The 13,195-nt window shown below is 68.0% G+C and carries 12 protein-coding genes, 2 tRNA genes, 1 rRNA gene, 1 other RNA gene and 1 riboswitch; of the genes, 14 read left to right on the forward strand and 2 right to left on the reverse strand.

What is annotated here, in order from left to right; genetic code table 11:
* Positions 1-13 precede the first annotated feature (13 nt).
* From AC6I0Y_RS04065 to AC6I0Y_RS04085, 5 genes are all read left to right on the forward strand, one after another.
* Positions 14-835, forward strand: a complete 822-nt coding sequence (locus AC6I0Y_RS04065) for a purine nucleoside phosphorylase YfiH/LACC1 family protein (protein WP_497733248.1) — start codon at positions 14-16, stop codon at positions 833-835.
* A gap of 4 nt (positions 836-839) precedes the next feature.
* A complete protein-coding gene (locus AC6I0Y_RS04070; RefSeq protein ID WP_497733250.1) occupies positions 840-1,529 on the forward strand; it encodes a YggS family pyridoxal phosphate-dependent enzyme in 690 nt (229 codons plus the stop codon).
* A gap of 113 nt (positions 1,530-1,642) precedes the next feature.
* Positions 1,643-2,536 (forward strand): cell division protein SepF, encoded by an 894-nt coding sequence (locus tag AC6I0Y_RS04075; protein WP_497733251.1) that lies wholly within the window; start codon positions 1,643-1,645, stop codon positions 2,534-2,536.
* Between the two features lie 42 nt (positions 2,537-2,578).
* Entirely contained in the window at positions 2,579-2,833 is a 255-nt protein-coding gene (locus tag AC6I0Y_RS04080; protein WP_160709978.1) for a YggT family protein, read from the forward strand.
* An 85-nt stretch (positions 2,834-2,918) separates the two neighbouring features.
* Positions 2,919-3,752: a DivIVA domain-containing protein gene (locus AC6I0Y_RS04085; RefSeq protein WP_160709979.1), complete on the forward strand. Its 834-nt coding sequence runs from the start codon at positions 2,919-2,921 to the stop codon at positions 3,750-3,752.
* Positions 3,753-4,094: 342 nt separating this feature from the next.
* Here the strand turns inward: AC6I0Y_RS04085 and rnpB are convergent.
* Positions 4,095-4,456, reverse strand: an RNA gene (gene rnpB / locus AC6I0Y_RS04090) — RNase P RNA component class A.
* A gap of 52 nt (positions 4,457-4,508) precedes the next feature.
* Here rnpB and AC6I0Y_RS04095 point away from each other — a divergent pair.
* The 8 genes from AC6I0Y_RS04095 to AC6I0Y_RS04130 all read left to right on the forward strand — a co-directional run bounded on the left by AC6I0Y_RS04095 (position 4,509) and on the right by AC6I0Y_RS04130 (position 9,650).
* The gene (locus tag AC6I0Y_RS04095; RefSeq protein ID WP_160709980.1) at positions 4,509-5,135 is read left to right on the forward strand and encodes a thiamine diphosphokinase; all 627 of its coding nucleotides are present in this window, start codon (positions 4,509-4,511) and stop codon (positions 5,133-5,135) included.
* A 94-nt stretch (positions 5,136-5,229) separates the two neighbouring features.
* Positions 5,230-5,345, forward strand: a riboswitch (TPP riboswitch).
* Positions 5,336-6,685: a phosphomethylpyrimidine synthase ThiC gene (gene thiC / locus AC6I0Y_RS04100; RefSeq protein WP_497733252.1), complete on the forward strand. Its 1,350-nt coding sequence runs from the start codon at positions 5,336-5,338 to the stop codon at positions 6,683-6,685. (Overlaps the previous riboswitch by 10 nt.)
* 198 nt (positions 6,686-6,883) lie before the next feature.
* Positions 6,884-7,552 carry a thiamine phosphate synthase gene (gene thiE / locus AC6I0Y_RS04105; protein ID WP_497733253.1) on the forward strand — a complete coding sequence of 223 codons (669 nt, stop codon included), beginning with the start codon at positions 6,884-6,886 and terminating at the stop codon, positions 7,550-7,552.
* A 36-nt stretch (positions 7,553-7,588) separates the two neighbouring features.
* Entirely contained in the window at positions 7,589-8,185 is a 597-nt protein-coding gene (locus AC6I0Y_RS04110; RefSeq protein ID WP_497733254.1) for a cysteine hydrolase family protein, read from the forward strand.
* Between the two features lie 27 nt (positions 8,186-8,212).
* Entirely contained in the window at positions 8,213-9,058 is an 846-nt protein-coding gene (gene thiD / locus AC6I0Y_RS04115) for a bifunctional hydroxymethylpyrimidine kinase/phosphomethylpyrimidine kinase (protein ID WP_497733255.1), read from the forward strand.
* A 15-nt stretch (positions 9,059-9,073) separates the two neighbouring features.
* Positions 9,074-9,316: a thioredoxin domain-containing protein gene (locus AC6I0Y_RS04120; protein ID WP_497733256.1), complete on the forward strand. Its 243-nt coding sequence runs from the start codon at positions 9,074-9,076 to the stop codon at positions 9,314-9,316.
* A gap of 125 nt (positions 9,317-9,441) precedes the next feature.
* Positions 9,442-9,515 (forward strand) — tRNA-Gln (locus AC6I0Y_RS04125).
* Between the two features lie 58 nt (positions 9,516-9,573).
* A tRNA-Glu gene (locus AC6I0Y_RS04130) sits at positions 9,574-9,650 on the forward strand.
* Positions 9,651-9,777: 127 nt separating this feature from the next.
* Here the strand turns inward: AC6I0Y_RS04130 and AC6I0Y_RS04135 are convergent.
* Positions 9,778-11,175 carry a CCA tRNA nucleotidyltransferase gene (locus tag AC6I0Y_RS04135; protein ID WP_497733257.1) on the reverse strand — a complete coding sequence of 466 codons (1,398 nt, stop codon included), beginning with the start codon at positions 11,173-11,175 and terminating at the stop codon, positions 9,778-9,780.
* Positions 11,176-11,587: 412 nt separating this feature from the next.
* On the opposite strand from AC6I0Y_RS04135, the gene AC6I0Y_RS04140 reads away from it, so the two are divergent.
* Positions 11,588-13,095, forward strand: a 16S ribosomal RNA gene (locus AC6I0Y_RS04140).
* Positions 13,096-13,195: the final 100 nt, after the last annotated feature.

The raw sequence follows: 13,195 nt of genomic DNA on the forward strand, positions 1-13,195 counted from the left end.
GGGCCTCGCCTTGATGGCGGAGCTTCCCCTGCCGAGCCTCGCCCTGCGCGAGCTCGGCGGCATCCCCCTGCTTACCGATGACGCGCTCGCCCGCACCGCGGGCGTGCGCGTCGCCTTTACGGGTCGCGCTGGCGGCGTGAGCGCAGGCGCGTACGCCGCTCTCAACCTCGGCTCGCACGTGGGCGATGACCTCGCTGCCGTCGAGGAGAACCGCCGCGTCCTGATGGCGGCCCTCGGCTTGGAGGGCTCAGCGCTCCTCGTTCCCAGCCAGGTGCATGGAACCGATCTCGTCTCCGTCTCCTCCTCTGACGCCGCTGCGCTCTCCCGGGCGCGCACTAAGGCAATGGAGGGAGCGGACGGCCTGGTCGTGGCCGTGCCGAATGTGGCGGCCCTGCTCTGCTTCGCCGACTGCGCGCCGGTTGTCCTCGTGGCACCTGACGGCCGCTTCGCCGTGGCTCACGCCGGCTGGCGCGGCTGCGTGGCGGGCATCGCCGCGAAGGCGGCCCGCATCCTCGCGGCTGATGCCGGCGTCCCCGCCTCCTGTCTCAACGCCTACGTGGGGCCGCACATCGGCCCGTGCTGCTTCGAGGTGGGGGACGACGTGGCCGTGCGCTTCGCCGCTGCCTTCGGAACCGGCTGCGTTGCCGAGGACGGCGTTCACGTGTCGCTCGCCCGCGCCCTCGCGGCCGACCTTGCCGCGGCGGGCGTCGATCCCGCCCGCGTCTGCGAGGCCGGCGTCTGCACGCGCTGCCATCCTGACGAGTACTTCTCCTACCGCGCCTCAGGCGGCGTCTGCGGGCGCCACGGCGCGCTGGCCTGCCGATTGGAAGGGTGATCCCATGAGCGTGAGAAGCCGCTACCGCCGCGTCGTCGCCGAGGTGGCCGAGGTATGCGAGCAGTGTGGGCGCGAGCCTGACGAGGTGCGCGTCATCGCGGTGTCCAAGACCGTCGGCCCCGACGAGGTGGCCGAGGCAGTCGCGGGCGGCGCCTGCGACTTCGGCGAGAACCGCCCCGACCAGCTGGTATCCAAGGCCGCCGCCTTCCCCGAGGCGCGTTGGCACTTCATCGGCAACATCCAGTCGCGACGCATCCCCGACATCGTGGGATCGGCCGCGCTCATCCACTCGCTCTACCAGCTGCGCCATGGCCAGAAGATCGACCAGGCAGCCGAGCGCCTGGGCAAGGTGCAGGACGTGCTCGTGGAGGTGAACGTCTCGGGCGAGGCGTCCAAGAGCGGCGTGGCGCCCGAGGAGGCGGGGACGTTCGTGCGCGAGCTGGCGGCGCTGCCCCACGTGCGGGTGCGCGGCCTCATGACCATGGCGCCCAAGGGAGACCCGGCCGCCGACCGGGCCAGCTTCGAGGGGCTGGCGGCGCTGGCCGACGAGATACGATCTACGCTGGCGCCTGCGGACGCCGCCGTCTTCGATGAACTTTCTATGGGCATGAGCGAGGATTGGCGCGAGGCCGTTTCGGCGGGGGCTACCATGGTGCGGATAGGCCGCGCCGTCTTCAGCGAGGAATTCGAGTAGCGGGCCGGCCCGAATCGGGCCGAGAAGCCGGCAGGGAGCGCGCTGCGCCCCCGATTTAGGGACCTTGAGCGCCCGCCCCGTAGGGGAGGGCCGAAAACCAGGAGGCCACCAAGATGGATCTGTCAGACGGAAAGCGCATGTTCGGCGACATCAAGTCGAAGCTCGGCTTCAAGGGCAAGGCTGACGCCGGCGCCTACGACGAGTACTACGACGACAATTACGACGACTACGGCGACGGCTATGACGACTATGGCGATGACGGCTACGACTCCTCCTACGAGGGGAGCGGCTCCTCGTCGCGCTACGACTCCTACGGCGGCTCGGTGACCACCCGCCGCTCCTCGTCGCGCGCCTCGTCCTCGAGCCTGCCGCGCCTCGTCTCCATCGACGACGTGCGCGCCAACACCCAGGTGCCCTCGAGCCTCAGCCGCGACCCGCTGCCGGCGCGCCACGTGACGCGTCCCTCCCAGGCGGGCTCGTCGTATCGCTCCACGCGCACGATGGTCGACTCGTCGCTGCCCCCGGAGATGACCCCGGAGGGCACTGCCGCCACCGCGGCGGCTGCCTCGCGTCGCCATTCGGACGGCCTTGAGTCGCTCTTCACCCCCACCACCGAGGAGCCGGCGCGCACAAGCGTCGACGGCGCCCACGCGCGCCCCTCGACGGCGGGGTCTTCGTCGCGTGCCTCCTACGACCCCTACGACGTCCTGTCCGGCTCCACCGGCTCGAGCTACAGCGCCAAGCGCTCCGTGGTGGTGCTGCGTCCGACCGACTACGGCGAGGCCGAGCAGGTGGCCCGCGCCCTCAGAGCCGGCGACGTGGCGGTGCTCTGCCTGGGCGCCACGCCCGATGCCCTGGCCAAGCGCATCCTCGACTTCTCCTTCGGCGTGGCCGCCGCGCTCGACGCCAACGTGGAGTGCGTGGCCGACAAGACCTTCGCCATCACCCGCTTCAAGGAGCTCTCCGACTCTGAGCGCGTGGGGCTGCACGCCCAGGGGGTGCTCTAAGGTGGCCGCCCACGTCGCGGCGCTCGCGGGAGGTGAGCACTCGTGCTGACCTACCTCATCGTTCGCCTCGTCGACGCCTACTCGCTGATCATCTTCGTCTACGTGATGATGTCGTGGCTGCCCGTCAACCGGGGCATCCTCGCCGACATCTACCAGGTGCTCGGCAAGGTCTGCGACCCCTACCTCAACCTGTTCAGAAAGATCATTCCGCCGATTGGAGGAATGGTGGACGTGACCCCCATCGTCGCGCTGCTTGTATTACAATTCGGAGTACGTTTGCTGGTGTTTCTGATCTAGTGTGAAACAATTGAACGAACCAGGCGCGTTGTCCGGCGGAGGGCCGGTCGGCCGCCCCTAAGAAGGACGTGCGAAGGGAACGACCATGGCAATTACCGCTGATGACATCCACAACCAGAGCTTCTCCATCGACCGGAAGGGCTACGATGTCGACGAGGTCGACGTCTTCCTGGAGCACGTGGCCGACGAGATCGACGATCTGAACGATCAGATCGCGCACCTTGAGCGCGCGCTCAACGACGCGAAGTTCGAGGGCTTCGACGCCCCGGCGGCCGCCACGGCCATCATCGCGGCGGAGGAGGTGCAGCCCTCCCCGCAGATCGCCGAGCTCGAGGCCGCCCTCATCACCAAGGACGCGCGCATCGCCGAGCTCGAGCGCCAGCTCGAGGACAAGCGCGCCGACGACAACGCCATCGCCCAGGCTCTCATCATCGCCCAGCGTTCGGCCGACGAGATTCTCGTCAAGGCCAACGCCCAGGCCACCGAGACCATCCAGGACGCCCGTGACGAGGCCCAGCGCATCGTCGACCGCGCCAACGATGACCGCCAGGACGTGATCGACGCCATCCGCAAGCTTCAGGACGACCGTGAGGACGCCCGCGAGGAGTACTCGGATCTGCTTCGCGACATCATCGCCGACGCCTCTCGCAAGCTCGCGAGCATCGGCGGGGATTTGGCTGCCGCTCCCGCGACGGCCGCCCGTGCCGCTGCGCCCGTCGCGCAGCCCGAGGTGAGGCCTGCCGAGGTGACCTCCGAGTTCGAGATCGACGAGTTCGTCGCCTCGCCCATGGACTACACCACGCCTCAGGCTGCCGAGACTGTCGTGGCCGCCGCCACTCCCGTGGCAAGCGCCTACGAGAAGGATCTCTCCGGCTTCGGCGATGCCGACGACTCCTTCGAGTTCGAGGAGATCGACTAACCCGCGAAAGACGGCAGGCGAGGGCGCGTCGTGAGGCGCGCCCCTTTTTTGTGCCCGCCGATTCGGCGGGGGCGCCGGGCGGGAAATCAGCCGTTTTTTAGCAAGAAATGACGGGTTTGCATTGTCCTGCGTGGGGCTTGGGCCCGCAGATACGCGCCTTATCGCGCTTATAACGGCAAAATCCCAGGTCGCGAGCGCGAGCCTTCGAAGACTTGCGACGGTGCGGTTGAAAATAGCATGCAAACCCGTCATTTCTCGCCGTGAGAGCCCCGGTTTTCCGCCCGGCGCGCGAAACCCCTCAGGGGGTCGGACAGCGGATGCGAAAGGGGAATGGCCAGAGGTAGGGCGAGCGGGTCGATAAGCCGGGTTCTGTCGTTGGACGGCCATTTATCTCGAGCGCCTGTCGCCAGGCGCCTCTAGCACGCAACCCGAACGCACGGCGGGCCACCGTATGGCGTTCCTATTTGCGCTTGCTCCAGGTGGGGTTTGCCAAGCCGCGCCGTTGCCGGCGCGCTGGTGCGCTCTTACCGCACCGTTTCAGCTTTTCTCCCGTTTAGGCGGGCGCGGAGCCCGTTCCTCGCGGGGGAGTCTTCTTTTCTGTGGCACTTTCCGTCGGGTCGCCCCGCCCAGCCGTTAGCTGGCACCTTGCCCTGCGGAGCCCGGACTTTCCTCGCGCGTGAGCACGCGACCGCCTGGCCCGCTCGCCTGTGGTATTCTAGCAAATCGCACGGTCGTATCAAGGAGAAAGAGGGTGCCATGGCAACCTGCGCGCTGGTGGGCGCATCGGAGTTCAACGCCGAGCGGTTCTGCGAGCTTGCGGACGCGGGCGCCTTCGACTATGTGATTGCCGTGGATGGCGGCCTGGCCTCGCTCGAGGAGGCGGGGCGGCGTGCCGACATGGCCATCGGCGACTTCGACTCGCTTGGCTACATCCCCAAGGGCCTGCGCGTGGCCCGCTTCTCGCCCGAGAAGGACAAAAGCGACATGGAGCTGGCGTTCGACCGCGCCTGCACGCTGCGCTATGACGAGGTGATCGTCTTCGGCGGCCTGGGCGGGCGGCTCGACCACACGCTTGCCAACCTCAACCTGTTCGCCGCCTTCTCCGAGCGCGGTCTCTACGTCACGGCCGTCGGCCTCGATCAGGCGGTCACGTTCATCACCGGCCCTGACGTCTACGAGCTGCCGGCCGCCCAGGAGGGCACGGTCTCGGTCTTCGCCATGAACGATGCGTGCACGGGGGTCTTCGAGCGCGGCATGCGCTACGGCCTCGATGACGCGCGCCTCACCAACCGCACGTCGCTCGGCCTGTCCAACGAGCTCCAGGGCGAGGCGGTCGTGATCGGCGTCGAGGAGGGCACGCTCGCCATCTTCCTGCCCGTCTAGCGGCATCCTGCCGGCATCTCGGCCCGCGTGCCGCCGCAGCCACGCGGCCGCTGGCTGGCCCTCGCGCGCGGCATGGTAGAATCTTCTCGTCACAACCTCAGAGCTGGGGAGCTTGCGTCATGCGGCAGGCTGAGAGGGGACGCGCCATCGTCCCGACCCACCGAACCTGACATGGGTAATGCCAACGAAGGGAGTTCACCATGACGCACGTCGCGTCGGCGCCGGGGGCGCCCATCACTCAGATCGATTTCGCCCGCGCGGGCATCGTCACGCCTCAGATGGCGGCCGTGGCCGCCGACGAGGGGCGCGATGCCGAGGACATCCGCGCCGCAGTGGCCTGCGGACGCGTAGCCATCCCCGCCAACATCCACCATGCCGCCCTCGTCCCCGCGGGCGTGGGCACCACCCGCGACGGGCGGGGGCTGCGCGTGAAGGTCAACGTCAACTTGGGCATATCCGGCGACTTGGCCGACGAGGCGGAGGAGTGGCGCAAGGTGGACGTGGCCCTCGAGCTGGGGGCTGACGCCATCATGGACCTGTCGAACTGCGGCAAGACCCGTTCGTTCCGCACGCGGCTCGTCGAGCGGTCTGCCGCCATGATCGGCACCGTGCCGATGTATGACGCCATCGGGTATCTGGACAAGGCCCTCGTGGCCATCACCGCCGACGACTTCCTCGACGTGGTGCGGGCCCATGCGGAAGACGGCGTGGACTTCGTCACCATCCACGCGGGCATGAACCGTGCCGTCATCGAGTCGTTCCGCGAGACGGGGCGCCTCGCTAACATCGTCTCCCGCGGGGGCTCGCTCATCTTCGCCTGGATGGAGGCCACGGGCAACGAGAACCCCTTCTACGAGCGCTTCGACGAGGTGCTCGCCATTCTCCACGCCCACGATGTGACCATCTCGCTTGGTGACGCCATGCGACCGGGGAGCACCTACGACGCGACCGACGCCGGCCAGATAGCCGAGCTCATCGAGATAGGCAAGCTCACCTGCCGCGCGTGGGATGCCGGCGTGCAGGTGATGGTGGAGGGGCCGGGGCATATGGCCCTCGATGAAATCGCGGCCAACATGAAGCTTGAGAAGCGTCTGTGCCACAACGCGCCCTTCTACGTGCTCGGCCCTCTCGTGACTGACATCGCGCCGGGCTACGACCATATCACCGCGGCCATCGGCGGCGCCGTGGCGGCAAGCGCCGGGGCCGACTTCCTCTGCTACGTGACGCCTGCCGAGCACCTGCGCCTGCCTGATGCCGATGACGTGCGCGAGGGGCTCGTGGCCACCAAGATAGCCGCCCATGCCGCCGACATGGTGCGCGGGGTGCCCGGTGCCCGCGACCGCGACAACCGCATGAGCGACGCGCGCCGCCGCGTGGCCTGGGATGAGATGTTCGACCTCGCGCTCGATCCCGCGCGGGCGCGCCGCTACTTCGAGAGCGCGTCGCCGGCCACGGAGGGCACGTGCACCATGTGCGGGAAGATGTGCGCCCTGCGCACCGTCAACGCCATCATGGACGGCCTCGTCGTCGACCTCGATGCCGAGGGGTGACGGGAGAGCGCCGTTTTGGGTGGGGTCGCCTGAGGCTGTGTAATGGAAGCGGTCGTGAGGGGGCTCGCGGGGCTACAGCGGCCTCCTCGCTGCGGGTTCATGTGACGTGGCGGGACGCCGCCGAATCCTTGCTGCGGGGGGTGCTCCCCTCGCCCCATGAGCGCCTCGTGACCGCGGACAACCGAGAAAGGAGCCGCTATGCCGGCACAGAGAAGGGGCGCCTGGTCGCCTGAGGACATCCGCGGGGCCATGAGGCTCTATGCCGTGACCGACGACGCGTGGCTAGACGGCCGCACGCTCACCGCGTGCGTGCGCGAGGCCCTGGAGGGCGGCGCCACCTGCGTGCAGCTGCGTCAGAAGGGGGCGCCGTCTGCGAGCGTCGCGCTCGCGGCCCGCGCGCTCGCGCCTGCCTGCCGCGAGTTCGGCGTGCCCCTGCTCGTCGACGACGACGTGGAGGCCGCTCGCGCGGCCGGCGTCGACGGCGTGCACGTGGGCCAGTCCGACGCAGCCTGCGCCGAGGCCCGCGCCGCGCTTGGGGAGGACGCGATCATCGGCGTGTCGGTTCAGACCGTCGAGCAGGCCCGGGCCGCCGAGGCGGCCGGCGCCGACTACCTGGGAGTAGGGGCGGTCGTGGACACGTCCACCAAGCCTGAGGCCTGGGTGGTCTCGCCCGAGGAGTTTCGCGCCATCGCGGCGGCCGTGGGCATCCCCGTGGTGGCCATCGGCGGGCTGAACGCGGCCACGGTGCCGCTCCTGGCCGAGTACGACGTGGACGGCGCCGCCGTCGTGTCCGCCATCTTCGCCGCCGACGACATCGCAGGCGCCACCCGCGAGCTGTCCCGTATCATAGGAGAGACCCTGGGCTAGGCCATCTGGCCGCGCCCGCCCGACTGAGGAGGAACCATGCTGGGAGACGAGAACAACCAAGACCAGATCAGCCTCGAGGAGGTCGACCCGGCGCGCTGCGCGTTGCTCGTCATCGACGAGCTGGGCGATCCCACGGGCGGCCCGCTCGAGGCGGTGCTGCTGCCCGCCATCCTCCAGACTGCGCGTCTGGCCGAGACGGCCCGCGCGGTGGGCATGCCCGTCATCTTCACCAACGACGCTCACATCCCCGGTCTTGACCGCGAGCTGGATCTGTGGGGCTCCCACGGCATCGCGGGCAGCCCCGACGCCCAGACCTCGCCGCAGCTCGGCCTTGCGGAGGGCGACTACGTGGTGGAGAAGCGCCGTTACAGCGGCTTTTTCCAGACCGGCCTGCGCCTGCTGCTCGACGAGCTGGGGGTGGACACCCTCATCTGCTGCGGCATGGACACCAACATCTGCGTGCGCCACACCGTGGCCGACGCGTACTTCAACAACCTGCGGACCATCGTCGTGTCTGACGCCACGGCCACGTTCCTCGTGGGCGACCAGGCCTCGGGCCTCGAGTACATGCGGGTCTGCTACGCCTCGAAGGTGGTTACCGCTGACGAGGCGCTCAAGCTGATCGAGTCCTAGCGCTGCTTGGCGCGGAAAGGCGAGGACATGGAGGCAGTGCTCACCATAGCGGGGTCGGACTCCAGCGGCGGCGCCGGCATCCAGGCCGACGTGAAGACCATCGAGGCGATGGGGCTGTTCGCCGAATGCGCCGTCACGGCGCTCACGGCCCAGAACACGCTCGGCGTGCACGGGGTGCTCGACGTGGATCCCGCCTTCGTCGAGCAGCAGATCGACGTCGTGTTCGACGACATCCGCCCTCAGGCGGTGAAGGTGGGGATGGTGTCGTCGGCGGCCATCGTGGAGGCTATCGCGCGGGCGCTTTCCCGCAACGGGGCGGAGCACGTGGTAGTCGACCCCGTCATGGTGGCCACGAGCGGGTCGGCCCTCATCGAGGGGGGTGCGGTGGACGCGCTTGTGCGCCGGCTCTTCCCGCTCGCGGAGGTCATCACGCCTAACCTGCCCGAGGCCGAGGCCCTGGCCGGATTCGCCATCGCCGAGCCGGCTGACGCCGAGCGCGCCGCCCGAGCCATCGCCGCGCGCTGCCGCCGGGCAGCCGATGAGCTGGGCGCGGGGGGCGTGCCGGCGGTTCTTGTGAAGGGCGGCCATGGTCTCGGGAGCCCCGATGCAGCCGATGACCTGCTGCTCTCTGCCGACGGCGCGCTCACATGGCTGCGCGGTGAGCGCATCGACAACCCCAACGCCCATGGGACGGGCTGCACGCTCTCGTCGGCCATCGCCGCCAACCTGGCGCAGGGCCTCGGCGTCGAGCGGTCCGTGCGCAACGCCAAGGCCTACGTGGCCGGCGCGCTGTCCGCCGGGCTTGACCTGGGGCGGGGGAGCGGCCCGCTCGACCACATGTGGGCCTACCGCGTCCCATGCATCCAGCTCTGAGGAAAGGAGAACCCCATGACCGACCAGCCCCCGATCCTCTACTACTGGGGGCCCTGCGCCATGTGCGCGCCCGTCGTCGCCTTCGCCGATGAGCATGGCATCGCGCTCGACAAGCGCGACGTGGAGCAGGAGGCTCCCTACCAGGAGCTTCTCGCCTTGGGCGGCGACGCCGACCTCATCCCGTACCTCTACGCGGAGGGACGGCTCATCAACGGCAGCGACGCCGCCATCGCCTACCTCACCGAGCGCTTCCTGTAGACGCGTCCCGTGCTCCGTCGGAATTTTTCAGCGAATGCGAAAAAGTGCTTGACGGAAGGTGGGTCGTTCTCTAATATATCCACTTGCGCTTGCGCATGAACTTGCCGAGTGCAGAGGAACGTCGTTGGGGTGTCGTCTAATGGCAGGACAGCGGTTTCTGGTGCCGTATGTGAGGGTTCGACTCCTTCCACCCCAGCCACAAATTTTCTCTGGACAAGGCAAAGGGTTTGTGTATAATAGCAAAGCGCTGCAAACGTGGCTCCGTCGTCTAGCGGTTTAGGACGCCGCCCTCTCAAGGCGGAGGTCGCCGGTTCGAATCCGGTCGGAGCTACCACGAGCTTTCAGGGCCGCCCACTCGGGCGGCCCTTTTTGCATTTCCAGCGATGGGCAGGGGAGGGCTGTCGCCGTGTGCTCGGGCGGCACGCCGGCGCGGCAGTAGGGCGCGAGAGGGTGCCCGCGCCCTATTGCCTGGCCAGCCAGTCCGCGAGGAAGGCCCGCAGCGCCGGGGGCTCGTTGGGCACCTGCTCGTCGATGACGGCGTCGAGCGCTGCCTGGAGCGCCGCGCCCACCTGAGGCCCAGGGTTGACGCCGAGGGCCAGCACGTCGCGGCCGTCCACGGCTAGCTGCGCCAGGGAGAAGGCCTCGTCGGCGGCCAGCACCGCGTCGAGCAGCTCTGCCAGCTCATCGGCCAGCCGGGCCCGCGGCGCGCAGCGCGGTGCCTGGGCGAGCGCGTCGGCGCGCTTGAGGGCGCAGAGCGCGCGGAACAGCGCCGGGTCGCCGCCGAGCCGCCTGAGCATCCGCTTCACGCTGCGCGGCGTGGGCTCCACGACGTCATCGTGGCGCCTCACGAGCGTAAGCACCCCCTCGCGCAGCGCCGCCGGCGCCTTCAGCCGATCGAGCAGCCCGCGGGCAAGCTCCACGCTCACGGCCGCGTGCCCGTAGAAGTGCCCCACGCCGTCGGGGCCTGTGAAGGCTGCGGCGGGCTTGCCCATGTCATGGCAGAGCGCCGCCCAGCGCAGGAGCGGCTCGGGCGGCACGTGCTGCACCGCCCAGGCCGTGTGCTCGAGCACATCATATATATGGTAGGGAGTCGCTTGGGGAAAGCCCTGCATGGCCACGAGCTCTGGCAGCACGAAAGAGAGCGCGTCTGCGGTGCCGAGCAGCGCGTCGTGGACGTGCTCGCCGCGCAGCAGCCCGTCAAGCTCGTGGAAGATGCGCTCTGCGGAAACGCGGGCGAGCAGGCTCTTCTGCGAGACAGCTGCCGCCCAGGCGGCCTCTTCCAGGGCGAATCCCAGCTGCGAGGCGAAGCGGCATCCGCGCAGGATGCGCAGCGCGTCCTCGGCAAAGCGCTCGCGCGGGTCGCCCACCGTGCGCAGGATTCCCGCTGCCAGATCCGCCTGGCCCCCAAAGGGATCGAGCAGCCCGCGTGAGGGGTGGAAGGCCATCGCGTTCACCGTGAAGTCACGCCGGGCGAGGTCCTCCTCGATGCTTCCCGCGAAGGACACCGCGTCAGGATGGCGTCCATCGCGATAGGCGCCGTCCACGCGATAGGTGGTCACCTCGATGGGCTCGCCGCCCACCACCACGGTGAGGGTGCCGTGCGCCACGCCCGTCTCATGCGTGGCGCACCCCGCCTTCGCAAAGAGGCGCTGCGCCTCCTGCCAGCGCGCGTTGGTGGCGACGTCCACATCGTGGATGGGCCGGCCTAAGAGCGCGTCGCGCACGAACCCTCCTACGCACCAGGCCTCGAAGCCGCCATCCTCCAGCACCGCGACGGCCGCGAGGGCCGTGGCCGGAAGAGCCGTGCGCAGGGCGGCAAGGCGCTCGGGCGCGCCGATAGCGAGGAGGTGTGATGGCATGGCAATCCCTTTCCTTACGTGTTGGAACCAGGATACGCCAAGTTTTTTGAAAAAAGTTAAAATACCCCCTTGCGCTTTCCCGCCAGAGCAGTAATATATGCAAGCTGTCTTTTTCGGGAGAGGGAGGCGGCGGCCCCCGGCGGGCGAGGCGGCGACCGGCCTCGAAGAAATTCGAAAAAAGTCGTTGACAAACCTCCGGAAGCCTAGTAAAGTATCTCCTTGCGCCGCTCACGAGAGCGGACGGCGCGGAACCTTGAGAACCGGATACTGTGGATGAATTTCGAGATGGATCGAATAGTGTCAGACGGACATTTTGACCTCGTCGATTCGGCCCGGGCCCGCTTGCGGGCGCAGGGCGGATGAGACATATTTCAGCTTGTATCAAGCGAACCGATGCGGCCGCGAGGCCGCTTGAACGGAGAGTTTGATCCTGGCTCAGGATGAACGCTGGCGGCGTGCCTAACACATGCAAGTCGAACGATTAAGCCGGCTTCGGCCGGGAATAGAGTGGCGAACGGGTGAGTAACACGTGACCAACCTGCCCCTTGCTCCGGGACAACCGCTGGAAACGGCGGCTAATACCGGATACTCCGCGGGCCCCGCATGGGGCCGGCGGGAAAGCCCCGACGGCAAGGGATGGGGTCGCGGCCCATTAGGTAGTAGGCGGGGTAACGGCCCACCTAGCCCGCGATGGGTAGCCGGCCTGAGAGGGCGATCGGCCACATTGGGACTGAGATACGGCCCAGACTCCTACGGGAGGCAGCAGTGGGGAATTTTGCGCAATGGGGGAAACCCTGACGCAGCAACGCCGCGTGCGGGATGACGGCCCTCGGGTTGTAAACCGCTTTCAGCAGGGAAGATATTGACGGTACCTGCAGAAGAAGCTCCGGCTAACTACGTGCCAGCAGCCGCGGTAATACGTAGGGAGCGAGCGTTATCCGGATTCATTGGGCGTAAAGCGCGCGTAGGCGGCTGCCTAAGCGGAACCTCTAACCCCGGGGCTCAACCTCGGGCCGGGTTCCGAACTGGGCGGCTCGAGTGCGGTAGAGGAGAGCGGAATTCCCGGTGTAGCGGTGGAATGCGCAGATATCGGGAAGAACACCGATGGCGAAGGCAGCTCTCTGGGCCGGCACTGACGCTGAGGCGCGAAAGCTGGGGGAGCGAACAGGATTAGATACCCTGGTAGTCCCAGCCGTAAACGATGGGCGCTAGGTGTGGGGGGACCTTCCCTCCGTGCCGCAGCCAACGCATTAAGCGCCCCGCCTGGGGAGTACGGCCGCAAGGCTAAAACTCAAAGGAATTGACGGGGGCCCGCACAAGCAGCGGAGCATGTGGCTTAATTCGAAGCAACGCGAAGAACCTTACCAGGGCTTGACATGCAGGTGAAGCCGGGGAAACCCGGTGGCCGAGAGGAGCCTGCGCAGGTGGTGCATGGCTGTCGTCAGCTCGTGTCGTGAGATGTTGGGTTAAGTCCCGCAACGAGCGCAACCCCTGTCCCATGTTGCCAGCATTGAGTTGGGGACTCATGGGAGACTGCCGGCGTCAAGCCGGAGGAAGGTGGGGACGACGTCAAGTCATCATGCCCCTTATGCCCTGGGCTGCACACGTGCTACAATGGCCGGTACAGAGGGCCGCCACCCCGCGAGGGGGAGCGAATCCCGCAAAGCCGGCCCCAGTTCGGATCGCAGGCTGCAACCCGCCTGCGTGAAGTCGGAGTTGCTAGTAATCGCGGATCAGCATGCCGCGGTGAATACGTTCCCGGGCCTTGTACACACCGCCCGTCACACCACCCGAGTCGTCTGCACCCGAAGCCGCCGGCCGAACCCCTTGGGGGCGGAGGCGTCGAAGGTGTGGAGGGTAAGGGGGGTGAAGTCGTAACAAGGTAGCCGTACCGGAAGGTGCGGCTGGATCACCTCCTTTCTAGGGAGACTCTAACGAGTCCGAGGCGGGTCGAGCGTCTGCTCCCCGCTCCCGGAAGACTTATCTCAAACCTATCTCACGGAGGTCGTCTCCTGGCCTC

The organism is Adlercreutzia sp. St.1H8 (assembly GCF_059728655.1).